The organism is Nocardioides sp. NBC_00163, assembly GCF_045206295.1.
Classification (GTDB): Bacteria; Actinomycetota; Actinomycetes; order Propionibacteriales; family Nocardioidaceae; genus Nocardioides.
In genome coordinates, this window is sequence record NZ_CP108155.1 from 1,495,386 (window position 1) to 1,519,100 (window position 23,715).

General features: G+C 70.5%; 21 protein-coding genes. 13 read left to right on the forward strand and 8 right to left on the reverse strand.

Features of this window, described 5'->3' with window-relative positions; genetic code table 11:
• Positions 1–4 precede the first annotated feature (4 nt).
• Complete coding sequence (locus OG801_RS07180; RefSeq protein WP_141805810.1) at positions 5–916, reverse strand: LysR family transcriptional regulator; 912 nt, start codon at positions 914–916, stop codon at positions 5–7.
• A gap of 152 nt (positions 917–1,068) precedes the next feature.
• On the opposite strand from OG801_RS07180, the gene OG801_RS07185 reads away from it, so the two are divergent.
• The 10 genes from OG801_RS07185 to OG801_RS07230 all read left to right on the forward strand — a co-directional run bounded on the left by OG801_RS07185 (position 1,069) and on the right by OG801_RS07230 (position 10,972).
• The gene (locus OG801_RS07185) at positions 1,069–2,064 is read left to right on the forward strand and encodes a Bug family tripartite tricarboxylate transporter substrate binding protein (RefSeq protein ID WP_406034796.1); all 996 of its coding nucleotides are present in this window, start codon (positions 1,069–1,071) and stop codon (positions 2,062–2,064) included.
• A 29-nt stretch (positions 2,065–2,093) separates the two neighbouring features.
• Complete coding sequence (locus OG801_RS07190; protein WP_355018870.1) at positions 2,094–2,624, forward strand: tripartite tricarboxylate transporter TctB family protein; 531 nt, start codon at positions 2,094–2,096, stop codon at positions 2,622–2,624.
• A gap of 12 nt (positions 2,625–2,636) precedes the next feature.
• Positions 2,637–4,175: a tripartite tricarboxylate transporter permease gene (locus OG801_RS07195; protein ID WP_406034798.1), complete on the forward strand. Its 1,539-nt coding sequence runs from the start codon at positions 2,637–2,639 to the stop codon at positions 4,173–4,175.
• A gap of 12 nt (positions 4,176–4,187) precedes the next feature.
• Entirely contained in the window at positions 4,188–4,583 is a 396-nt protein-coding gene (locus OG801_RS07200; protein WP_406034800.1) for a universal stress protein, read from the forward strand.
• On the forward strand, positions 4,580–5,884 hold the full coding sequence (locus OG801_RS07205) for a glucarate dehydratase family protein (RefSeq protein ID WP_406034802.1): 1,305 nt from the start codon (positions 4,580–4,582) through the stop codon (positions 5,882–5,884). Before OG801_RS07200 ends, OG801_RS07205 begins: the two co-directional genes overlap by 4 nt.
• 137 nt (positions 5,885–6,021) lie before the next feature.
• On the forward strand, positions 6,022–7,221 hold the full coding sequence (locus OG801_RS07210) for a hypothetical protein (RefSeq protein ID WP_406034804.1): 1,200 nt from the start codon (positions 6,022–6,024) through the stop codon (positions 7,219–7,221).
• Positions 7,218–7,751: a TRAP transporter small permease gene (locus OG801_RS07215; RefSeq protein WP_355018875.1), complete on the forward strand. Its 534-nt coding sequence runs from the start codon at positions 7,218–7,220 to the stop codon at positions 7,749–7,751. Before OG801_RS07210 ends, OG801_RS07215 begins: the two co-directional genes overlap by 4 nt.
• 26 nt (positions 7,752–7,777) lie before the next feature.
• A complete protein-coding gene (locus OG801_RS07220; protein ID WP_160028024.1) occupies positions 7,778–9,073 on the forward strand; it encodes a TRAP transporter large permease in 1,296 nt (431 codons plus the stop codon).
• 25 nt (positions 9,074–9,098) lie between these two features.
• Positions 9,099–10,151, forward strand: a complete 1,053-nt coding sequence (locus OG801_RS07225; RefSeq protein WP_406034806.1) for a TRAP transporter substrate-binding protein — start codon at positions 9,099–9,101, stop codon at positions 10,149–10,151.
• Positions 10,148–10,972 carry an NAD-dependent epimerase/dehydratase family protein gene (locus tag OG801_RS07230; RefSeq protein ID WP_406034808.1) on the forward strand — a complete coding sequence of 275 codons (825 nt, stop codon included), beginning with the start codon at positions 10,148–10,150 and terminating at the stop codon, positions 10,970–10,972. The genes OG801_RS07225 and OG801_RS07230 overlap by 4 nt, the downstream gene beginning before the upstream one ends.
• 61 nt (positions 10,973–11,033) lie before the next feature.
• Here OG801_RS07230 and OG801_RS07235 read toward each other — a convergent pair whose 3' ends face one another.
• From OG801_RS07235 to OG801_RS07245, 3 genes are all read right to left on the reverse strand, one after another.
• Complete coding sequence (locus OG801_RS07235; RefSeq protein ID WP_406034810.1) at positions 11,034–12,860, reverse strand: pectate lyase; 1,827 nt, start codon at positions 12,858–12,860, stop codon at positions 11,034–11,036.
• A 79-nt stretch (positions 12,861–12,939) separates the two neighbouring features.
• Entirely contained in the window at positions 12,940–13,623 is a 684-nt protein-coding gene (locus OG801_RS07240) for a FadR/GntR family transcriptional regulator (protein ID WP_406034812.1), read from the reverse strand.
• The gene (locus OG801_RS07245) at positions 13,620–14,741 is read right to left on the reverse strand and encodes a mandelate racemase/muconate lactonizing enzyme family protein (RefSeq protein ID WP_406034814.1); all 1,122 of its coding nucleotides are present in this window, start codon (positions 14,739–14,741) and stop codon (positions 13,620–13,622) included. Before OG801_RS07245 ends, OG801_RS07240 begins: the two co-directional genes overlap by 4 nt.
• Positions 14,742–14,817: 76 nt before the next feature.
• Here OG801_RS07245 and OG801_RS07250 point away from each other — a divergent pair, with 76 nt between their 5' ends.
• Together OG801_RS07250 and OG801_RS07255 are read left to right on the forward strand one after the other, a co-directional pair.
• Positions 14,818–16,065 (forward strand): alpha-hydroxy acid oxidase, encoded by a 1,248-nt coding sequence (locus OG801_RS07250; protein WP_406034816.1) that lies wholly within the window; start codon positions 14,818–14,820, stop codon positions 16,063–16,065.
• Positions 16,062–17,456 (forward strand): FAD-binding oxidoreductase, encoded by a 1,395-nt coding sequence (locus OG801_RS07255; protein ID WP_406034817.1) that lies wholly within the window; start codon positions 16,062–16,064, stop codon positions 17,454–17,456. The genes OG801_RS07250 and OG801_RS07255 overlap by 4 nt, the downstream gene beginning before the upstream one ends.
• Position 17,457: 1 nt before the next feature.
• Here OG801_RS07255 and araA read toward each other — a convergent pair whose 3' ends face one another.
• From araA to OG801_RS07275, 4 genes are all read right to left on the reverse strand, one after another.
• Positions 17,458–18,984, reverse strand: coding sequence for an L-arabinose isomerase (araA, locus tag OG801_RS07260; protein ID WP_355018883.1), 1,527 nt, complete (start codon positions 18,982–18,984; stop codon positions 17,458–17,460).
• A gap of 42 nt (positions 18,985–19,026) precedes the next feature.
• On the reverse strand, positions 19,027–19,716 hold the full coding sequence (locus OG801_RS07265; RefSeq protein ID WP_355018884.1) for an L-ribulose-5-phosphate 4-epimerase: 690 nt from the start codon (positions 19,714–19,716) through the stop codon (positions 19,027–19,029).
• Positions 19,716–21,377, reverse strand: a complete 1,662-nt coding sequence (locus tag OG801_RS07270; protein WP_406034818.1) for a xylulokinase — start codon at positions 21,375–21,377, stop codon at positions 19,716–19,718. Before OG801_RS07270 ends, OG801_RS07265 begins: the two co-directional genes overlap by 1 nt.
• Before the next feature lie 112 nt (positions 21,378–21,489).
• Positions 21,490–22,509 carry a LacI family DNA-binding transcriptional regulator gene (locus OG801_RS07275; RefSeq protein ID WP_406034820.1) on the reverse strand — a complete coding sequence of 340 codons (1,020 nt, stop codon included), beginning with the start codon at positions 22,507–22,509 and terminating at the stop codon, positions 21,490–21,492.
• Positions 22,510–22,718: 209 nt separating this feature from the next.
• Here OG801_RS07275 and OG801_RS07280 point away from each other — a divergent pair, with 209 nt between their 5' ends.
• Entirely contained in the window at positions 22,719–23,663 is a 945-nt protein-coding gene (locus OG801_RS07280; protein ID WP_406034822.1) for an SDR family oxidoreductase, read from the forward strand.
• Positions 23,664–23,715: the final 52 nt, after the last annotated feature.

Genomic DNA, 23,715 nt, shown 5'->3' on the forward strand with positions numbered 1-23,715 from the left:
TGGCCTACCGATTCATCTGGATGATCGCATCGAGAACCCGGCGTACGACCGGACTGACAGACCCCCGCGCCCAGATCGCGTGGAGCTCGACCGGGCGCTCGGGGTCCTTGTCGAGACGGGTGTCGCCGCCGCCGTGCTCGATGGGACGGAAGACAACACCTTCGACGTGGAGCGAGCTGGCCGAGACCGGGACGAAGCCGACGCCTCGCTCGGCGGAGACCAGGAGCATGGCGGTGAGGACCTGGTGCACGCGCTGCTCGATGCGGGGGTGGGCGTTGGCCAGGAAGCGTACGGAGAGCTCGTGGAAGTAGCGGGACTGCTGCGGGTGGTAGCCGATGACGGGTTGGCCCTCGAAGTCCTGCGGCGTCAGCGGTCGGTCGAGCTCGGCCAGCGGGTGGCCCTGCGGGAGTACGGCCATCAGCGGTTCGCGGGAGATGACTCTCGAGGAGAGCAGCTCGGTGTCGAAGGGCGGACGGGCCAGACCGATGTCGATCTCGCCGTGGCGGATGCCGTCGACCTGGGCCAGGGTGACTCGCTCGGAGAGCCGCACCTCGACATCCGGGAGTTCGACGGTGAGGCGGCGCAGCAGGGGTCCCAGGATCGAGATCGCGGAGACCGCGGTGAAGCCGAGCCGGACCACGCCGGCGGCGCCCGCGTCCACCCGACGGGCCAGGTCGCCGGCGCTCTCGACCAGGTTGAGCATCCGGTAGGCCTCGTCGAGGAAGGCCGCTCCGGCACCGGTGAGAGCGACCCGGCGGTTGTCCCGCTCGAGCAGCTGCGCGCCGACGGCCTTCTCCAGCTTCTGGATCTGTCGCGACAGCGGGGGCTGGGTCATCCGCAGCCGTTCGGCAGCCCGGCCGAAGTGAAGCTCCTCGGCGACCGCCACGAATGAGCGCACCTGGTCGAGGGTGATCATCTGGCCAGAGTAGAGCACGATGCACCAAGTGGAACACTCTATGCCGAAACGGGCTTGGACCGGTATCGCTAAGACTCTTAGTGTCGGTGGTCACACGACGTCGGGCCATCCCCTGCCACAACCAGCCCGGCCACCAGGACCTAGGAGCAACGATGCGTACGACCACCCACCTACTCGCCGCGACCGCCGGCGTCGCGGCCCTGGCCCTCTCCGCCTGCGGCGTCTCGAACACCACTGGAGGCAGCGGGGACGGTGAGGAGTATCCCGCCGGCAACGTCGAGATGTACGTCGGCGCCTCGGCCGGCGGCTCCAGCGACCTGATCAGCCGAGCGGTGTCCAAGGGCCTCTCCGACGAGCTCGGCGCCTCCTTCCCGGTGATCAACCAGGAGGGCGCCAACGGTGCGCTCGCCGCCAACAAAGTCGCCAAGGCCAAGCCCGACGGCCAGACCATCGCCATCCAGAACGCGTCGCTCTTCGCCATCACGCCGCTGGCGGTCAGCGAGGACGAGGTCACCGACCTCGGCGACTTCGACGTCGTCCAGGGCGTCTCGCGTGACGACTACGTCATGGTCACCGGCCCGAAGAGCGGCTTCAAGACGCTCGACGACATCAAGGCCGCGAACGCGAAGGTCACCTACGGCACCACCGGCGTCGGCACGGGCGCGCAGCTCTCCTGCGGCCTGACGTACGGTTCGGCCGGCGTCGACGCCGAGGCCGTTCCGTTCGACGGCGGCGCCCCGGCGCTGACCGCGGTGCTCGGCAACCAGGTCGACACCGCCTGCCTCCAGGTCGGCGAGGCGATCGAGAACATCGAGTCCGGCAAGCTGACCCCGCTGAGCGTCTTCGGTCCCGAGCGGGTCGACTACCTGCCGGACGTCCCGACCGCCAAGGAGCAGGGCCTCGACGTCGAGGTCGCGCAGTACCGCTTCATGACCGTCCCCAAGGGCACCCCGGACGACGTCAAGGACACCATCGCCGAGGCGATGCAGGCGACGTTCAAGACCGAGGAGTACCAGGCCTTCAACAAGCAGAACAGCCTCACCCCGATGGAGATCTCCGGCGACGAGGTGGTGACCCAGCTCGAGGAGGACAAGAAGCGGTACGCCGACCTGGTCGAGCAGTACGGTCTCAACCTCGGCGCGAGCTGACTCCCGCCCAACACGACGAAGGCATGACGATGAGCGACGGACGTACCCCCTCTCCTGACCAGGACATCCTGGCCGAGATCCAGGCCGAGGTGGCCCATGAGCTGGAGGAGGAACGACCTCCGGCCGGCGGACCGGTCTACCAGGTGGTGGGTGCGCTCGTCGCTCTCGTCGTCGGCATCGGCGGCGCGGTCCTCTCCTACGGCTACGGCCTGGGTTCGCTGCGCCAGCCCGGGCCGGGGATGTGGCCGTTCGTGGTCAGCATCGCCATCACCCTGATGGCCGTGGCGCTGCTCGTCGTCGGCCGCCGGCTGACCGACAGCGAGAAGTTCACCCGCTCCAGCATCCTTCCCGCGGTCGGCCTGGTCACCTTCATCGTGCTGGCCCTGCTGATGCCCGTGATCGGCTTCGAGATCCCGTCCCTGCTGCTGTGCGTCGTCTGGCTGAGATTCCTCGGCGGCGAGTCCTGGCGCAGCACGATCATCACCTCGGTCGCCACGGTCGCCGCGTTCTACTTCCTGTTCCTCTACGGGCTGCGCATCCCGCTGCCCCACCTGTTCTGAGCGGAGCCCCCAGTGGACGTCAACGCATTCCTCGACGGCTTCGGGCTCGTCACCGAACCGCAGAACCTGCTCTACTGCCTGATCGGCGTGCTCATCGGCATGCTGATCGGCGTACTCCCCGGCCTCGGACCGGCGGCCACGATCGCCATCCTGCTGCCGATCACCTACAGCATCGACCCGGTCTCCGCGATCATCATGCTGGCGGGCATCTACTACGGCGCCCAGTACGGCGGCACGATCACCTCGGTGCTGCTCCGGCTGCCGGGTGAGGCCTCATCGGTGGTCACCGTCTTCGACGGCTTCGCCCTCGCCAAGCAGGGAAAGGCCGGCACCGCCCTCGGCATCGCCGCGATCGGATCCTTCGTCGGCGCGACCATCTCGATCCTGGGCCTGACCCTGGTGGCCCCGCTGATCGCCGGCTGGGCGCTCAGCTTCGGCGACCCGGAGTACGCAGCCCTGGCCCTGCTGGGCGTCCTGCTGGTCGCCACCATCGGCAACGGCAACAAGCTCAAGGCCATGATCGCCGCCGCGTTCGGCCTCCTGCTGGCCACGATCGGCCGCGACAGCTTCAGCGGCGCCGAGCGCTTCACCTTCGGCAGCCTGCAGCTGACCGAGGGCATCGACTTCGTCGTCGTCGCGATGGGCCTCTTCGGCGTCGGCGAGATCCTCTACAACCTCGAGGAACGGCACGGGAAGCCCCACGTGCCCGCCGTCGTGGCCAACATCTGGCCCTCCCGCAAGGACCTCAAGCAGTCCTCCGGCGCCATCGGCAGAGGCTCGCTGATCGGCTTCGTCCTGGGTGTGCTGCCCGGTGGTGGCGCGGTGATGGCCTCCCTAGCCGCGTACGCCACGGAGAAGCGGATCTCGAAGCACCCCGAGCGCTTCGGGCGCGGTGCCATCGAGGGCGTCGCGGCTCCCGAGAGCGCCAACAACGCCGCCGCGACCTCCTCGTTCATCCCGCTGCTCACCCTCGGCATCCCGGCCAACGCGTCGATGGCGATGCTCTTCGGTGCCCTGCTCATCCTCGGTATCTCGCCCGGTCCGCAGCTGGTCGAGGAGCGCCCCGACCTGTTCTGGGGCGTCATCAACTCGATGTACATCGGCAACCTGATCCTGCTCGTCCTGAGCATCCCGCTGGTCGGCATCTTCGTCCGCATCCTGCGGGTGCGCCCGGCGATCCTGGCCCCGATCACCGCGCTGATCACGATCCTGGGCGTCTACACGATCAACAACTCCACCTTCGACATCTTCGTGATGATCGTCTTCGGCCTGATCGGCTACCTGATGAAGAAGGTCGGCTTCGAGCCCGGTCCGATGGTGCTCGCCTTCGTCCTGGGCACGATCGTGGAGGACGGCGTACGCCGCTCGATGCTGATCTTCGACGGTGACCCGACCGGGTTCTTCACCCGCCCGATCTCGGGCACCATCCTGGCCGCCTTCGTCCTGGTCGCCCTCTGGCCCGCCGCCAAGGCGATCCTGGGCCGGCGCAAGGCCGCCACCGTCCCCGCGGCCCCGGCCGAGCGCGACGACGCCGACACCCCGACCCGCTGAGAGAGGCACACCATGACCATCCTGATCGGCTACGTACCCACACCGGTAGGTGAGGCGGCTCTCGAGGCCGGCCTGGCCGAGGCGGCGGCCCGCGGCGACGACGTCGTCATCGTCAACAGCCCGCGCCGCGGCGCCACCGTGGACGCCGACCTCGTCGACGAGGACGCGGCGGCAAAGCTCGTCGCCCGCGCCGCCGAGGCCGGGGTGAGCGCCCGGGTCGACCACACCACGCACGGCTCCGACGTCGTGGAGACGTTCGACAACCTGGTCGCCTCGACCGGTGCTCGGCTGATCGTGATCGGGCTGCGCCGCCGCTCGCCGGTCGGCAAGGCGCTGCTGGGCAGCGACGCCCAGCGCATCCTGCTCGACGCCGGCGTGCCCGTCCTCGCCGTGAAGCCGACCGCATGAGCTCCGGCTCCAACGTCAGCCCCAACGCCAGTCGCATCTCGAAGGTCGTCGTCACCCCGGTCGCGTTCGCGGACCCACCGCTGCTCAACGTGGTCGGCGTCCACCAGCCGTGGGCGCTGCGCGCGATCGTCGAGCTCCACACCGACACCGGCCTGGTCGGCCTCGGCGAGACGTACGCCGACGAGACCCATCTCGCCCGGCTCGACGCCGTCGCCCGGGCGCTCCCGGGCGCCGACCCCTACGACACCCACGGCCTGCGGCGGCTCGTCGTCGACGTACTCGGCAAGGAGACCGGCGGGGCGGGTGCCTCCTTCGGCGGCATGCTCGACGTCTCCTCCGCCGTCGACACCGTCTACTCCCCCTTCGAGGTCGCCTGCCTCGACCTGGTCGCCCGCGAGGCTGGCCGTCCGGTGAGCGACCTGCTCGGCGGCGCGGTCCGCGAACGGGTGCCGTTCAGCGGCTACATGTTCTACAAGTGGGCCGGCCACCCCGGCGCTGCGTCCGACGGCGGGGGCGACGACGAGTGGGGCGAGGCGCTGAACCCCGAGCAGATCGTCGCGCAGGCGAAACGGCTGGTCGACGGCTGGGGCTTCGGCTCGCTCAAGCTGAAGGGCGGGGTGTTCCATCCCGACGAGGAGTGCGCCGCGATCGAGGCGCTCCGCGACGCCTTCCCCGACCTGCCGCTGCGGCTGGATCCCAACGGCGCCTGGACGCCGGAGACCTCGGTCAAGGTCGCCGAGCGGCTCGCCGGCGTCGTGGAGTATCTCGAGGACCCCACCCCCGGGATCGAGGGGATGGCGCAGGTCTCGGCCCGCACCGACGTACCTCTGGCCACCAACATGTGCGTGATCGCCTTCGAGCACCTCAAGCCGGCGATCGCGGCAGACGCGGTCCAGATCGTGCTCTCCGACCATCACCTGTGGGGCGGGCTGCGGCAGTCGGCGCTGCTGGGCGGCATCACCGACACCTTCGGGCTGGGCCTGTCGATGCACAGCAACTCCCACCTCGGCGTCTCCCTGGCAGCGATGGTCCACCTGGCCGCCGCGACCCCCAACCTGACCTACGCCTGCGACACCCACTACCCGTGGAAGACCCAGGACGTCGTACGCCCCGGAGTGCTCGACTTCAGCGGCGGCGCGATCACGGTGCCGACGGGTCCGGGCCTGGGCGTGGAGCTCGATCGTGACCTGCTCGGTGAGCTGCACGAGCAGTACCTCAGCTGCGGAGTGCGCCGCCGGGAGGACACCGTCTACATGCGTTCGTTCGAGCCGGATTTCACGCCGAACACGTCGCGCTGGTGACCCTATTGGGCAATACCGTCAGGGTATCGCCTGATGCGATAAGTGGCTTGGACACGAATCGCGCATCCTGACAGTCTCCTGTGACCGGGGCCACACGTGGGCCCGGTCACAGTACGACGAGCCAGGAGCAACCACCGGTGACACAGATCGACAGCGGCGAGACCGGGGCAATACTGCCAGTACCGGTCGTCGGCTATGCCTACCCCTGGGACGTGATCGGCGATCCGACGTTCGCCGATCGCGCCCGCAGCCTCGGAGTCACGAAGGTCGCCCTCGCCGCGGCCTACCACACCACCCGCGCCGCGACCCCGCTCCACCCCGAGCACCGGATCGTCGAGGCCCGCAGCGCGGCGCTCTACCGCCCGGTGCGCGCCGAGGCGTGGGCCGACGCGCGGCTGGTGCCGCCCGCCGCGACCTGGGTCGCCGCGGACGACCCCTACGGCGAGGCCGCGAGCATCCTCGCCGAGGCGGGGTTCGAGGTCGCCGCCTGGATCGTGCTGACCCACTCCACGCTCCTCGGCGAGGCCAACCCGGACCTCGCGGTCGTCAACTGCTGGGGCGAGTTCTACCCCTACGCCCTGTGCGCCCGCCACGAGGACGTCCGCCGCTACGCGGAGACCCTGGCCGCCGAGGCCGTACGCGACACCCCGACCAGCACGGCCATCCTGGAGGCGTGCGGCCAACTCGGCTTCGGCCACGGCGGGCACCATGAGAAGACCGACGGCGCCTACGACGCCGCCACCCAGCAGCTGCTCTCGATCTGCTGCTGCGCGGGCTGCCGCGAGGACTGGGCCGGCCGGGGACTCGACGCCGAGGCCACGGTGGCGGACCTGCGGGCCGCGACAGGTGCCGACGCCGCCGGCGCGACGGTCGACGCTGCGGTCCTGGACACGATCCTCGCCTCCCGGCACGCCGCGGCCGACGAGCTCCGCCACCGGGTGATCGCGGCCGTCCGCGAGGCCGCTCCCGACGTCGTCGAGATCGCCGTGCACGCCCAGCCCGACCCCTGGGCCACCGGAGCCAGCCCGGGTCTGACCCCGACCACGGCCGACGACGTCGACCTGGTCGTCTCCTTCTGCTGGCCGACCACCGAGGCCGCGGTGGAGACCGGGCGTCAGCTCGTCCAGGCAGTCGACGGGAAGGCAGCGGCCGCTGCGTACGTCACCGTTCTCCCGCCCACCACCGAGGACGCCTTCGGTGGCCATGTGCGGGCGCTGGTCGATGCCGGGATCGACCAGATCCACCTCTACCACCTCGGTCTGGCGGGTGCGGACAGGCAGCACCTGCTGGCCGAGGCGACCAAGGTCCCCACCACCGCCGCGACGAGGACGGAATGACGCCCATGAACACCCGCAACGAGAACCGAACGCTCAAGCGCGCCTGGCGCGCGGTCGACACGGTCTTCGAGGCCTTCTGCATCCTGTGCCTGGTCGCCACGCTGCTCATCGTGCTGTGGCAGGTGTTCAGCCGTGAGCTGCTGAGCAACTCCCCCAGCTGGAGCGAGGAGACCGCCCGCATCCTGCTGGTCTGGATCGGCTTCCTCGGCGCCGCGATCGGCTTCCGCGAGGGCGCCCACATCGCGGTCACCTTCCTGGTGGACAAGTTCCCGGCGACGCTCCAGGCGGTGATCGACCGGTTCGTCCAGGTGCTGCTGCTCGCCTTCGGCCTCTTCCTGGTCGTCCAGGGAAGCCAGTTCGTCATCGACGCCCAGACGGCGACCCTGGCCGGCACCGGGCTCCCGCGCAGCGTCCTCTACCTCATGATGCCGGTCGCCGGCGCCATGATCCTCCTCTACACCGTCCTCCAGGCCTTCGGCATCAGTACCCAGCGGTACGCCGAGCCTGACGATGCAGCCGAGCTCGGCTGAGCCGCCGAAAGTCGAAGGACTCCCCCATGCCCATCGATCCGCTTGCCATCGCCATTCTGCTGGGTGGCTTCGCCGTCCTCGTCCTGCTCCGCGTCCCGGTCGCCCTCGCTCTCGCCCTGGCCGCCATCTTCGAGGCCCTCTACATCGGCCTTCCGCTGACCACCGTCGGCCAGCGGATGGTCGCCGGTCTCGACACCTTCGCCCTGCTGGCCATCCCGTTCTTCATCCTCGGTGGCGAGATCATGGGCACGGGCGGCATCTCCCGCCGTCTGATCGCTCTGGCCGGGCTGCTCGTCGGCTGGGTCCGCGGCGGCCTCGGGATGGTCAACATCGGCGCCAGCACCTTCTTCGGCGCCCTGTCCGGCTCCTCGGTCGCGGACGTCTCCGCGATCGGGTCGGTGACGATCCCGATGATGAAGAAGCGCGGCTACGACACCGACTACGCGGTCGCCGTCACCGTCTCCGGCGCCACCCAGGCGGTCATGATCCCGCCGAGCCACAACCTGATCATCTACTCGATGGCCGCGGGCGGCGTCTCGATCGGCGCCCTGTTCACCGCCGGCGTCATCCCCGGCCTGCTGCTCGGCGCGTCGTTGATGGTGATGGCCTACATCGTGGCGGTCAAGCGCGGCTACCCGAAGGAGGAGCTGGTCCCGCTCAAGGACGTACCGAAGATCGTCGCCGAGGGCCTGCTCAGCCTGCTGATGCCGGTGATCATCCTGGGCGGCATCCTCAGCGGCATCTTCACCGCGACCGAGTCGGCGGCGATCGCCTGCCTGTACGCCTTCATCCTGACCTTCTTCGTCTACCGCGACCTGCCGCTCAAGGCGATGATCCCGATCCTGCAGAGCGCCCTGCGCACGCTCGGCGTGGTGCTGTTCATCATCGCGGCGGCGGGTGCCTTCGGCTACTTCCTGGCGTTCCTGCAGGTGCCGGCGCTGGCCACCGACGCCCTTCTCGGCATCTCCGACAACATCGTCGTGGTCCTGCTGCTGATCAACCTGCTGCTGCTCGTGCTCGGCGCGATCATGGACATGGCCCCGCTCATTGTGATCATGACGCCGATCCTGCTGCCGGTCGCCACGGGGCTCGGCATGGATCCGGTCCAGTTCGGGATCATGCTCGTCTTCAACCTGGCCATCGGCCTGATCACGCCGCCGGTCGGCAACGTCCTCTTCGTCGGCTGTGCCATCGGACGTACGTCCATCGAGAAGGTCATCAAGATGGTCGGCCTCTTCCTCATCCCGATGCTCATCGTCCTGCTGCTGATCACCTACGTCCCGTTCTTCTCGCTCGCCCTCCCCGATGCGCTCGGACAGTAACTCCACCTCTCGAAAGGAACCACCCGTGAACACCACATCCCCCAAGCCGGTTGCCCGGCGCTCCCTGTTCAAGGCAGGCGCCTTCGGCGCCGCGGCCGTCGCCGGCGGCCTCGCGCTCAGTGCCTGTGGCGGCGGTTCCCTCGCCGGCAGCGGCGGCGGAGGCGGCGGCTCGAAGACCTTCAAGCTGGCCGAGACCCACCCCGACGACTACCCGACCACGCTGGGCGACAAGAAGTTCGCCGAACTGGCCGAGAAGTACAGCGACGGCCGGATCAAGATCCAGGTCTACCCCAACGCTCAGCTCGGCGAGGAGTCCGACGCGATCGAGCAGGTGCAGATGGGCTCGATCGAGATGACCCGGATCAGCTCGGCACCGATGGGCGAGTTCGTGCCCGCGATGGGGCTGTTCAGCCTGCCGTACCTCTTCGACGACGCCGACCACCTGTGGCGCTTCCTCGAGAGCGAGAGCGGCAAGAAGCTGCTCGGCGAGGCCGACGGTGCCGGTTTCAAGGGTCTGGGCTACTTCGACCCCGGCGCCCGCAGCTTCTACACCTCGAAGAAGCCGATCAAGGCGCCGGCGGACGTCAAGGGACTCAAGATCCGGGTCCAGGAGTCGCAGGTGCAGATCGACTTCATCAAGGCTCTCGGCGGCTCCCCCACCCCGATGGACTACGGCGAGGTCTACAGCTCGCTGCAGAGCGGGCTGCTCGACGGTGCCGAGAACAACGAGCCGTCCTACTACTCCGCGTCCCACTACGAGGTGGCGCAGAACTACACCCTCGACCGGCACATGCGCGTCGCCGAGGTGCTCCTGATCAACAAGGACACCTGGGCCGGACTCGACACCAAGGACCAGGAGGCGCTCCAGAAGGCCGCCGACGAGGCGGCCCCGTTCCAGCGCGAGAAGTGGGACGCCCAGGTCGAGGCCGACCTGGAGAAGCTGCGCGGTGAGGGCGTCACGATCAACGAGATCACCGACCTAGCCCCCTGGCGCGAGGCGACCAAGTCCGTCATCGACAAGCACGGCGCGGACCTGGGCGAGTACATCTCCGCTGTCGAGGAGCTGCGCACCGCATGACGCAAGTTGTTCTGATCACTGGGGCCAACGGTGTCGTGGGGCGGCTGATGCGCACCCGCCTGGCCCGTGAGGGCCGGGTGCTTCGGCTCCTCGACATCGTACGTCCCGAGGATCCCGCCGAGGGCGAGGCCGTCGAGGTCATCGAGGCGTCGGTGACCGACGAAGCGGCGATGCGCGCCGCCTCCGAGGGCGTGGAGGCGATCATCCATCTCGGCGGCATCAGCGTCGAGGCCCCGTGGGAGGACATCCTCTCGGCCAACATCGACGGCACCCGCGTGGTCCTCGAGGCGGCCCGGGACGCCGGGGTGGCACGCGTGGTGCTCGCCTCGAGCAACCACGCGGCCGGCTTCTACGACCTCGACGACGCACCCGCCGAGGGGCTGGCCGCCGACGTCTTCCCGCGACCGGACACCTACTACGGCGTCAGCAAGGTCGCGATGGAGGCGCTCGGCAGCCTCTTCCACGACCGCTACGGCATCGACGTGACCGCGCTGCGGATCGGCTCGTGCTTCGAGAAGCCCTGGGACCGCCGCTCGCTGTGGACGTGGATGTCGCCCGACGACGGTGCCCGGCTCCTCGAGGCGTGCCTGGCCACTCCCGAACCCGGCTTCAGGGTGGTGTGGGGCATCTCCCGCAACACCCGGAACTGGTGGTCGCTGGAGGCCGGCGAGGCGATCGGCTACCACCCGCAGGACGACTCCGAGGTCTACGCCGCCGAGCTGCTCGGCGATGCGATCGACGACGGCCCGCAGGGCCCCGAGGAGCGCCTGGCCGGAGGGAAGTTCTGCTTCACCCCGCTGGGCGAGCACCAGAAGAAATAGGCCCCCATGGGGAACGGGTGGTCCGGCTGTCGCCGGGCCACCCGTTCCTCTTTTCTCGGGGTCAGGAGGCAGCGGCGCGGATCAGCGTCCCCAGGTTCGCCACGAACGTGGAGGTGTTGATCAGCTGGGGCGGCTCGGTCTGCTGGTAGGGCGGCACTGCGGGCGGGTTGTCGGAGGGATAGGGCGAGGTGTCGAACGTGTCCCCGACGTGCTTGCTCATGTACGCCTTCCCGTCATAGGGGTGCCGGGTGCCCGGACCGCGGAACGGGTTGGTGACCGCCTCGGCCGTAGAGAGCCAGTAGTCCTCCTCGCCGAGGTCGGCGATCACCTCCGCGACCTCGGTCTCCTCGGGCGCCTCGACCTCGTGGGAGGTGTCGCGGAGCAGCTCGAGCAGGCCCAGGTCGTGCAGCGAGAAGAACGGCGGCAGGTCGTACGTCGGCCCGGGAGTCAGCGGTGAGCGCGCGACCAGGTCGGCGACCTCGGCATCGGTGAGCGCGCTGAGCCGGTCGTAGTCGGCGCCCAGGCGTGCCTCGGGCACCGACCGGCCACCCGAGTAGTGACTGAGCGTGTCGTGGTGGTCGTAGTCGTAGTAGTAGGCGCCGTTGACGATGTTCGACCCGAACCGGTGCACGAACAGCGCTCGGTTGGTCCCAGGCTCCACGAAGGTCGGGTGCGTCCGGCTCGCGATCAGCGGGTTCTCCGCCCGCTGCTCGGCGGTCAGCCGGCAGCTCGCCAGCCAGTCCAGCGCTGCCGGGACGCCGTCGAGGAACGTACGGTCGCCGGTGAGCTGGAAGTAGGTGAAGAGCTGCTCGACGTTGGTCTGGGTGGTGTGGGTGGTCAGCGCGCGCGGCTCGTAGGAGCGTCCGGCGGCCACCGCGCCGGCCGGGCGGCCGTCGCCGTCCTCGGCGAGGTGCTGGAGGCCCCAGCCGGCCTGGGGCGCGGGCTGCTGCATGCGGCGTACGCACTCCATGGCCCGGCGCACGGGCTCGACGAGGTCCTTGCGACCCAGCGCGATGACGCACATCAGGAGGAGCTTGATGTTCTCGCCGAGGACGTTGTCGTTGAAGGTGACGTGCTGGGTGTAGTCGCCGTCGACCTTCCCCTCGCGGGCGTCCTCGGGGAGCCAGGACGGCAGCTTCTTCGGCCACGGCATCTCGGTGGTCGCCTTCGGGTCGTACGGCCACCGCTGCGGCCAGCCACCGTCGCCGACTCCACCGGCGATCTGGGCGTCGGTGATGAAGGCGATCACCTTGTTGAGCGACCGCCTGAAGCCGCGGTCGCGCGGGTCGAGCAGGTGCAGCCGCAGGATCAGCTGGCCGGCGGTCGAGGTGGCCGCGTCGTCGAAGGTCGAGTTGTCGTAGAGGTGCTGGAACTCCTCCAGGCGCCAGCCGTTGATCCCGATCGACTCGTACCAGCGCCGCAGCGACTTCGCGCCCGCGAAGTCGTGGATGTAGTTCCAGCCGCCCTCGGGGCGCTGCGCACGGGCGAGAGCCCGGCCGGTGCGCCGCGCGGCGTGCAGGAACCGCTTCTCCCCCGTGGCGGCGTACGCATCGAGCAGGGCGTGCCCGACGGTCGGAGTCCCTGGCGGCTGGACCCAGCACATGGTGCGCCGGGCCTCCATCTCGCCCCAGGTCAGCGAGAGGTCGGGGCGGTAGCTCCAGACGTAGGCGCCCTCGTAGGACACCGTCTCGTCCATGTAGGTCGCCGCCCGGAGCATCGCGTCACGAACGGAGTCTGAGGTGGACGTGGCGGCTGCGGCGGAGGTGGTGAGGCCGACGGTGGTGACGCCGCTCGCGGCGCCGAGGAGGGGCGCGGCCGTTGCTGCTTGAACGAGCCGGCGCCGGGTCAGTGTCGAGCTCGGTGGGGACTTCTTCGCAGGTGAATTCATCCCTCAATCGTGACGAGGCTCACATCTCTGGAGCCAATACCGATGCAGACTCACGCGATGCCCATGGGGGCAACGTCTTTCACCGCCGCAGACGGCGCCGCGTGCTGCCCAGATGCACCCGCATCGCCGCTCGGGCGGTGTCGGCGTCACCGGCGAGGATCGCGGCCGCGATGTTGTCGTGCTCACGCTGCACCCGCTCGACATGGAGCGCGTCGCTGGGCGAGTAGGCGTCGCCGAGCCGGGTGCGGGGCAGCATGATCATCATCGGGCCCAGCGAGTCCATCAGGTCGAGGTAGAAGCGGTTGCCGGTCGCCGCCGCGACGGCGCGGTGGAAGGCGAAGTCGGCCTCCACCGCTTCGTCGGGATGCGCGGTGGCCAGCGCGGCGAGCGCCTCCTCGATGGCGCGCGAGCCCTGCTCGTCGAGGTGGGCGGCGGCCAGGGCCGCCGCCTCACACTCCACGCCGAGCCGGAAGTCGACCATGTCGAGCACGTCGTGCTGGGTGCGGATCGCGGAGGACTCCAGCGCGAACGGCGAGGGCTCCGGCACCGCCAGGACGAAGGAGCCGCGCCCCTGGAACGTCTCGACCAGGCCCTCGGCGCGCAGGCGGGTGACCGCCTCGCGCGCCACGGTCCGCGACACCCCGTAGGTCGCGACGAGGTCGGACTCCGAGGGCAGCTTCGCCCCCGGAGCGAGGTCCCCGGCCAGGATCTGGTCCTTGACCCCCGAGACGACACGGTCGGCGAGCCCGGCACTGACTGTCATACCGAGAACTTAGCCGTCTCCACGGTGAGCTTGCGCATCTGGTCGCTGAGCGTGAAGCCGAGACCCGGGCGGTCCGGCACCCACATCTGGCCGTCGTGAATGTCGATGCGCTCCTCGAAGAGCGGGTTGAGCCACTCGAAGTGCTCGACCCACGGCTCGGTCGGGTAGGCCGCGGCCAGGTGCAGGTGGATCTCCATCGCGTAGTGCGGCGCGAGCGCCAGACCGGCGTGGGCGGCGAGGGTGGCGAACTTCAGGAACGGGGTGATCCCGCCGATGCGCGGCGCGTCGGGCTGCACGATGCCGCGGTAGCCGGCGTCGATGAGCGCCATGTGCTCGGGCACCGAGGTCAGCATCTCGCCGGTCGCGATCGGGGTGTCGAACGTACGCGACAGATCGGCATGACCGACCGCGTCCCAGGCGTCGAGCGGCTCCTCGATCCAGATCAGGTCGAACTGCTCGAGCTCGCGGCACATCCGGCGGGCGCGGGCACGGTCCCACTGCTGGTTGGCGTCGACCATGAGCGGGGCGTCGCCGAGGTGCTCACGCATCGCGGCGACACGGCGCAGGTCCTCGGCCCAGTCGGGCTGGCCGACCTTGATCTTGATGCCGCCGATGCCGGCCTCGAGCGACGCGGTGGCCTTCTCCTTGATCTCCTCGACGCTCGCCTGGAGGAAGCCGCCCGAGGTGTTGTAGACGCGGCAGGAGTCGCGGTGGGCGCCGAGGAGCTTGGCCAGAGGCAGGCCGGCGCGACGCGCCTTGAGGTCGTAGAGCGCCACGTCGAGGGCGGCCACGGCCTGGGTCGCCACGCCGCTGCGGCCGACGGAGGCGCCGGCCCACATCAGCGACTCGTAGATCTTGGCGATGTCGGAGGGGTCCTGGCCGATGGCGACCTCGGCGATCTCCTTGAGGTGGGCGTACTGCGCCGGGCCACCCGCGCGCTTGGAGTAGCTGAAGCCCATGCCCTCGAAGCCCTGCTCGGTGGTCACCTCGACGAAGAGCAGCACGGTCTCGGTGAGCGGCTTCTGCCGCCCGGTGAGCACCTTGGCGTCACTGACCGGGTTCTCGAGCGGGAGGACGACGTGGGAGAGAGTCAGTGACGTGATGCGGTCGGCGGCCATGGCGGGATGCTCCTCGATGGGCTAAGTTGTATGACAAGTTCAGAACTTATCCGATGAGTGGTGAGGAGTCCAGAGCGTGGCCGCCGATTCTCAGGTTGTCCGGCAAGTCGTCCGGCAGGTCCCCCGATGGCGCGATCTCGCGCCCTTCCTGCGACCGCGGCCGTTCCGGTGGCGGGCGGCCGACCGCCGGCTGGCCCGCTGCCTCAGCGTCGACGACCTGGAGCGGGCCGCGCGCCGGCGGGTGCCGACGGCGGTCTGGGACTACGTCTACGGCGGGTCGGACGGCGAGCACGCGATGCGCCGGAACCGGGCGGCCTTCGACCGCGTGGAACTGCGGCCCACGGCCTTCGGCCAGGTGGCCGAGCCGGAGGTGCGTACCTCGATCCTCGGCCGGCCCGCGGCGGCACCCATCGTGCTGGCGCCGACCGGCTACACCCGGCTCAGCCACCACACCGGCGAGCGGGCGGTCGCCGCGGCGGCGGCCGCGGCCGGGCTGCCCTACACGCTCTCGACGTACGCGACGACCTCGATCACCGACGTCGCCGACGCGGCACCGCAGGGACGCAACTGGTTCCAGGTCTATCTGATGAAGGACCGGGCGGTGACCCTTGACCACATCACCGAGGCGGCCTCGCAGGGTTATGAGGCGCTGATGCTGACCATCGACACGACCGTGACGGGCATGAAGCGCAAGGACAAGCTCAACGGGTTCGCGATCCCGCCCCAGCTGAGCCTGCGTACGTTCGCGGACATGACCCGCCATCCCGGCTGGGTCGCCAACATCCTGACCACCGAGCCACTACGGTTCGCGACCTTCCCCGAGGGGTCGCACCACGGCCGCTGGGGCATGTCCAACGAGCTGCGCGAGCAGGCGATCCGGCCCTCGGACATCGGCTGGCTCAAGGAGCACTGGAACGGCCCGGTGGTCGTCAAGGGCGTGCTCTCGGTCGCCGACGCGGTGGCTTGTGCGGACGCGGGCGCCGACGCGCTGGTCCTCTCCAACCACGGCGGCCGCCAGCTCGACCGCGCGCCGGTGCCGCTGGAACTGCTGCCGGCGGTGGTCGACGCGGTCGGCGACCGGACCGAGGTGTACGTCGACTCCGGCGTCCGCTCCGGCGGCGACATCGCGGCGGCGCTCGGCCTCGGCGCCCGCGGCGTGGTGATCGGCCGGCCCTACCTCTACGGCCTGATGGTCGGCGGACAGCAGGGGGTCGACGCCACCCTGACACTGCTGGTCGAGGAGCTGCAGCGGGCGATGTGCCTGCTCGGCACTCCCGACATCGCCTCGATCGGCCCCGAGCACGTCCGGCTGAGGTCGGCATGAACCTCGTATCCGACCTGCGCGCCGCCCTCGGCGAGAGCGCCGTGCTGACCGATCCGGCCGATATGGCGGCGTACGTCACTGACTGGACCGGCAGCTTCTCCGGCACCGCGCTCGCGGTGGTGCGCCCGGCCTCGACCGAGCAGGTCGCGACCGCGATCCGGCTGTGCGCGGCGGCGGGCGTCGGGGTCGTCCCGCAGGGCGGCAACACCGGCCTCGTCGGCGGCGGCGTACCAGACTCCGGCAGCGACCAGATCGTGCTCTCGCTCGGCCGGATGCGCCGCGTCCGAGAGGTCGACCCGGTCGCCGACACCCTCACCGTCGAGGCCGGCACCCCGCTCGCGACCGTCCAGGAGGCCGCCAGGGAAGCCGGACGGCTCTTCCCGCTCTCCCTCGGCTCGGAGGGCTCGTGCACCATCGGCGGCACGATCGCGACCAACGCCGGCGGCACCGCGGTGCTGCGCTACGGGATGATGCGCGAGCTGGTGCTCGGCCTCGAGGTCGTGCTCCCCGACGGGCGGGTCTGGGACGGACTGCGACCGCTACGCAAGGACAACACCGGCTACGACCTCAAGCAGCTGTTCATCGGCTCCGAGGGCACTCTCGGCGTCGTCACCGCGGCGGTGCTGCGGCTGCTGCCGGCGACACCGCGCCGGGCGACCGCGTTCGTGGCGCTCGAGTCGGTGGAGGCGGCCACCTCGCTCCTCCCCCTGCTCCGCGAGCACGGCGGCGGGCAGCTGACCACCTGGGAGCTGCTCGGACGCCAGGCCGTCGATCTGGTCCTCGCCCACCTGCCGGGCGTCCGGGACCCGTTCGCGGACCGGCACGAGTGGTACGGCCTCGTCGAGCTCGCCGGCACCTCCGCCGACGTCGACGAACGGCTCGAGGAGGCCCTCGCGGCCGCCGCCGAGCAGGGGCTGCTCCTCGACGCCGTGGTCGCCGGCAGCCCCGCTCAGCGCGAGTCGCTGTGGGCCCTGCGCGAAGGCGTCTCGGAGGCGCAGAAGAGCGAGGGCGCGACCCTCAAGCACGACGTCACCCTGCCGATCACCGCCCTGTCCCGGTTCGTCGCCGAGGTCGGCCCGACACTGCTCGCCGCGCTGCCGGGGCTGCGGCTGGTGACGTACGGACACATCGGGGACGGCAACCTGCACTACAACATCTCCGCGCCCGCTGGCGACGACGCGGCGCTGAAGCGGGATGCCCCCACCCTGACCCGGATCGTCTACGACGCCGTCACGGCGCTCGGCGGCAGCATCTCCGCCGAGCACGGGATCGGCGCGCTCAAGCGGGATGCTGCCGCTGCGTACAAGACGGGTGTCGAGGTCGACCTCCTGCGAGCGGTCAAGCAGGCGATCGACCCCGACGGGGTCATGAACCCCCGGAAGGTCCTGTGACTCAGAGACCCTGGGCGACCCGGTAGAACACCTGGTTCCAGCGCACCTGGTCGGCGAAGCCGCGGCGGGTGGTGGACTCATCGATGACCAGCAGCTCGGTGCGGGCGATGTTGGCGAAGACCTCGAAGGCCTCGATCCCGGCGGCGGTCGACATCACCGTGTGGTGCGCGCCGCCGGCGGTCAGCCAGGCCTCGGCCGAGGTCGCGAAGTCGGGGCGCGGCGCCCAGACGGCGCGCGCGACCGGAAGGTTGGGCAGCGCCTGCGTCGGGGGGACGACGTCGACCACGTTGGCGGTCAGCCGGAAGCGGTCGCGCATGTCGGCCAGGGAGACGACCACGGCACCCTCGCCGGCGTCGGCGTCGAAGACCATCCGGACCGGGTCCTCGCGGTCGCCGATCCCGAGCGGGTGGATCTCGACGCGCGGGGTGGAGGTGGTCAGCGAGGGGCAGACCTCGAGCATGTGGGCGCCGAGGATGACCTCCGCGCCCGGGGTGAGGTCGTAGGTGTAGTCCTCCATCAGGGAGGCGCCACCGGGCAGCCCCTCCCCCATCACCTTCGCGGCCCGCACCAGGACCGCGGTCTTCCAGTCGCCCTCGGCACCGAAGCCGTAGCCCTTGCTCATCAGCCGCTGTACGGCGATGCCGGGGAGCTGGCGCAGACCGCCGAGGTCCTCGAAGTTGGTGGTGAACGCCTTCGCGTCGCGCTCCACCAGGAACGCCTCCATGGCGATCTCCTGGCGCGCGGCGTAGCGCAGCGAGTCGTGGCGCTCGCCGCCCTTGCGGAGCTCGGGGACCACGTCGTAGAGGTCCTCGTACTCGGCGACGAGCGCGTCCACGGCGGCCTCGTCGACGGCCTCGACCGCCGCCACCAGGTCGTTGACGCCCCAGGTGTTGACCGAGACGCCGAAGCGCAGCTCGGCCTCGGTCTTGTCGCCCTCGGTGACCGCGACGTTGCGCATGTTGTCGCCGAAGCGGACCAGGTTGAGCCCGTGGGTGGCGGCCCAGCCGGCGGCGCCGCGGACCCAGGTGCCGACGCGGCCGGTGACCGCCGGGTTGGAGACGTGGCCGACGACGGTGGTGCGGGCGACGCCGAGGCGGGTGGCGATGTAGGCGTACTCACGGTCGCCGTGGGCGGCCTGGTTGAGGTTCATGAAGTCCATGTCGATCTCCGACCAGGGGAGCTCGACGTTGGCCTGGGTGTGCAGGTGCAGGAGCGGCTTCTGGAGGGCGTCCAGACCGGCGATCCACATCTTGGCCGGGCTGAAGGTGTGCATCCAGGTGATGACGCCGAGGACGTTGTCGTCGGAGTTGGCCTCGAGCATCGCGCGGCGGATGGCCGCGGAGTCCTTCAGGACGGGCTTCCACACGACCTTCGCCGGTACGTCCGAGGATCCGTCGAGGGCGCGGGCGACCTCCTGGGACTGCTCGGCCACCTGACGAAGGGTCTCCTCGCCGTAGAGGTCCTGGCTGCCGGTGAAGAACCAGACCTCGCGGTCGCCATAGGGTTTCGGCGCTGTGGGCTTGCTCATGTGGGGGTCCTTCCAGTGCTGAAAATTTGAGGGGCGGGCAGCTCAGTGCTGGCCGTAGACGTTCTGGTAGCGGTCGTAGAGCGAGTCGATGTGGCCCTGGTCGATCGGCAGAGGCTGGCCGAGCTGGCGCGCGATGTGCACCGTGCGGGCGACCTCCTCGCACATCACCGCGGCCTTGACCGCGGAGCGACCGTCCTTGCCGATGGTGAAGGGACCGTGGTTCCGCATCAGCACCGCGGGGCTGCGCGACTCCCGCAGCGTCTCCACGATGCCGCGCCCGATCGAGTCGTCGCCGATGATCGCGAACGGGCCGACCGGGACCGGTCCGCCGAACTCGTCGGCCATCATCGTGAGCACGCAGGGGATCTCCTCCCCGCGGGCGGCCCAGGCGGTGGCGTAGGTGGAGTGGGTGTGGACCACTCCACCGACCTCGGGCATGTTGGCATAGACGTACGCATGGGCGGCCGTGTCCGAGGACGGCGACCGCTCGCCCTCGACGAGGTTGCCGGCCAGGTCGCAGACGACCATCGCCTCGGCGGTGATGTCCTCGTAGGCGACCCCGGAGGGCTTGATGACCAGCAGGTCCTCACCATCCGGGTTCGGCACGCGCTCGGAGACGTTGCCGGCGGTCCACACGACCAGCTCCCAGCGGGGCAGCTCGGCGTGCAGCGCGGCGACCCGCTCCTTGGCGGCGTCGACGGCGGTGCGAAGAGCGGCGGGGACGCCCGTCATCACTGGTCTCCTTCTTCAGCGTCTCGTGCGCTGTCTGCGATGTCTGTGGTGTCTGCGCTGGGGGCGAGCGAGGCCACGGCGGCGCGCTCGATGTCCAGGCCGGCCTCGTAGCGTTCGAGGTAGGTCCGGAACCCGGCGAGGTCGGCGGCGTCCGGCTCGACGACCTCGAGGTCGATGTCACCGAAGACGCGCTCGGCGAGATAGGCGCTCAGGCTGAGGTCACCCTCGGCCTCGGCGGCCCGGGCGTACGCAGCCAGGACGGCGATCCCCCAGGCACCGCCCTCGCCGGCGGTGCGGCCGACCGCGACCGGGGCGCCGATGGCCGCGGCGAGCAGCCGCTGTGCGACGCCCGCGGTGCGGAACAGTCCGCCGTGGGCGAACATCGCGTCGATCTCGACGCCCTGGTCGGCGAGGACGCGCATGCCGAGGGCGAGGGTGCCGAAGACGCCGTAGACCTGGGCGCGGGCGAACCCGGCGAGGTCGAGGCGGCTGCCGGGGGTGCGTACGAACAGCGGACGACCCTCGTCGAGGCCGGTGATCGGCTCGCCGGCCAGGTAGTTGTAGGCCAGCAGGCCGCCGCCGTCGGGCGAGCCCTTCAGCGCCGCGGTGAGCAGGGCCCCGAAGACGGCGTCGGGCTCACAGGGGTGGCCGAGCGCGGCGGCGAACTCGCCGAAGACCCCGGCCCAGGCGTCGAGCTCGCTGGCGCCGTTGTTGCAGTGCACCATCGCGACCGGGTCGCCGGCTGGGGTGGTGACGATGTCGATGGCGTGGTGGACGGTGGCCAGCGGCGCCTCGAGGACGACCATCGCGAAGATCGAGGTGCCGGCGCTGACATTTCCGGTGCGCTTGGCGACGGAGTTGGTCGCGACCATCCCGGTGCCGGCGTCGCCCTCGGGCGGACACAGCGGGATGCCCGGCTGGAGGGTGCCGGTGGGGTCGAGCAGCGCGGCGCCGTCGGGGGTGAGCCGGCCGGCGTCGGCACCTGCCGGGAGGACCTGCGGGAGCAGCCCCTCGACCCGCAGACCGGGACGCTTGGCGGCGGCGAGGTGACCGAGCTGCTCGAGCATCCGCTGGTCGTAGGTCCCGGTGGCCGGGTCGATGGGGAAGACGCCGGAGGCGTCGCCGACACCGAGCACGTGGTTGCCGGTCAGCGCCCGGTGGACGTAGCCCGCGAGCGTGGTCAGCGAGGCGATCTTGGGCAGGTGGGGCTCGTCGTCGAGGATCGCCTGGTAGAGGTGGGCGACCGACCAGCGCAACGGGATGTTGGTGCCGAAGATCTCCGACAGCTCGGCCGCGGCGACGGCGGTGTTGGTGTTGCGCCAGGTGCGGAACGGCACCAGCAGCTCGCCGGCCTCGTCGAAGGCGAGGTAGCCGTGCATCATCGCCGAGACGCCGATCGACCCGAACGTGGTCGGGCGGGTGCCGTAGCGGCGTTCGACCTCGTCGCCGAGGGCGGCGACCGCGCCCTGTACGCCCGCCCAGACCGCCTCGAGCGAGTAGGTCCACAGGCCGTCGACGAGCTCGTTCTCCCACAGATGGGACCCGGTGGCGACGGTCGCGTGGTCGGGCCCGATCAGGCACGCCTTGATGGTGGTGGAGCCCAGCTCGATACCGAGCGCGGTCTCTCCGAGGTCAGGCAGGTTGCCTGCTCGCTGCGTCATCACGGCTCCGTTTCTGCCCGACGGCTCGGGGTGGGGTCTCGAGGCGATGTGAACGCTAACATATGACGAGCGGGTTACCGGCGTGTTCCCCGCACAGCCCGTTGCGAAAGTGCTAGTCGCGCGGGTGCGGGGCGGCCGAGGACCGCACGACCAGCTCGGGCGCCAGCAGCGGCGGCACCTCGACGGTCCCCTCGGCGATGGCCTCGATAGCCACCTCGACCGCGAGCTCGCCCAGCGACGCGAAGTCCTGCCGGACCGTGGTCAGCGGCGGCCAGAGGTACGCGGCGTCCGGGACGTCGTCGAAGCCGACGACGCTCACGTCCTGCGGGACCCGGCGGCCGGCCTCGTGCAGCGCCCGGATCACGCCGAGCGCCATCGAGTCGTTGGCGGCGAAGACCGCGGTGACCGAGGGGTCCCGGGCGATCTCGGCCCCGGCCTCGTAACCGCTCTTGCTCGACCAGTCACCGAAGATCTCGGGCCCGGGCTGCACGTCACTGTCCCGGAGCGCGGCCAGCCACCCCTCCCGGCGCTGCCGGGCGTCGATCCAGCCGACCGGACCGGCCACGTGGGCGATGTTGCGATGGCCGATGTCCAGCAGATACTGCGTGGCCAGCACGGCGCCGGCGTGCTGGTCGATCCCGACCGAGCGCACCCCCGCCGGCGGGTCACTGTGGATCATCACGACCTCGACCTTGGTCGAGAGCTGGGCGACCAGGTCCTCGAACGACTGGTGCGAGACGCCGAGGAGCACGGCCTCGACCGCGTCGTCGAGGAGCGCCTCGATCGCCCGCTCCGCCGAGGTCGCCTCGAGGTGCGGCACCGGGCTCAGGATGATGTCGTAGCCGGCCCGCTGACCGGCCTGGTGCACCGAGGCGGCCAGCGTGCCCGGCCCGTAGAGGTGCGGCTGGGTGTAGAGCAGGCCCAGCCGTCCCGACTTCCTCGTCACCAGGGCACGCGCCGACTTGTTGCGCCGGTAGCCCAGCTCGTCGATCGCCGCCAGCACCCGGTCGCGGGTGTCGCCGCGCACGGCGTCGGAGCCGTTGACGACGCGAGACACGGTCTGGTGCGAGACCCCTGCCCGGGCCGCGACATCTGCCATGCTCGGCGCGTTCTTCGACTCAGGCGGGACCATGCTGTGATCCTAAGAGGCATCCGCGCCCCCGTCTCGCAGCGCCCTGCCGCCAACGCCGACTCCGCGTCGAATCTTGTGTGCGGTCGCTCTTTCCTCTCCCGCTACTTCGGCGGCGTGGAGACCAGGCTGGGATCGGCAGACCCTGGATAGATCCTGGTGGGCGACCGAGGATGGATCCGACCCGAGATCCTCTCTCCAGGAGCAGACCGATGCCACGCCGACCCATCGACATCACCATCCCCGACCTGTCCGGCAAGCGAGCCCTGGTCACCGGAGCCAGCGACGGCATGGGCCTGGTGATGGCCACCCGTCTGGCTGCAGCCGGGGCCGAGGTCGTGATGCCCGTACGCAACGCCGGCAAGGGCGAGAAGGCACTGGCCACGATCCGCGGGCACGTCCCGGAGGCCCAGATCTCGCTGCGTGACCTCGACCTGTCCTCGCTGTCGTCGGTGACGGCGCTCGCCGAGACGCTGCTGGGCGAGGACCAGCCGTTCCACGTGATGATCAACAACGCCGGCGTGATGACGCCGCCGGAGCGGCAGACGACCGCCGACGGGTTCGAGCTCCAGTTCGGCACCAACCATCTCGGCCACTTCGCCCTCGTCGCCCGGATCCTGCCGCTGCTGCGAGCCGGGCAGGCCCGGGTGACGTCCCAGGTCAGCGTCGCCGCGAGGCGTGGCGCGGTCAACTGGGAGGACCCCAACTGGGAGGAGAGCTATGAGGACATGAAGGCCTACAGCCAGTCCAAGATCGCCGTCGGTCTCTTCGGGCTGGAGCTGGACCGGCGCAGCCGGGCCCACGGCTGGGGCATCACCAGCAACCTCTCCCACCCCGGCGTCGCGCCGACCAACCTGCTGGCCGCTCGCCCTGAGATCGGACGTACGACGGACACCCTCTCCGTACGCATGATCCGCTGGCTCTCGGCCCGCGGGATCCTCCTCGGCACCCCCGAGACCGCCGCCCTTCCCGCGCTGCTGTCCGCGACCTCGCCCGAGGCGACCGGTGGCCGGCTGTACGGCCCCAGCGGCCCCGGGCACCTCGGTGGCGCCCCCGCCGAGCAGGCGCTCTACCGGCCGCTGGTCAGCGCCGAGGACGCCACCCGGCTGTGGGAGATCTCCGAGAGCCTCACCCGGACCGCGCTCCCGACATCCTGATCCGGCGGCGCGGGAGCCTTATGCTGCCGTCGTTCTCGGGCCCGGCCCGATG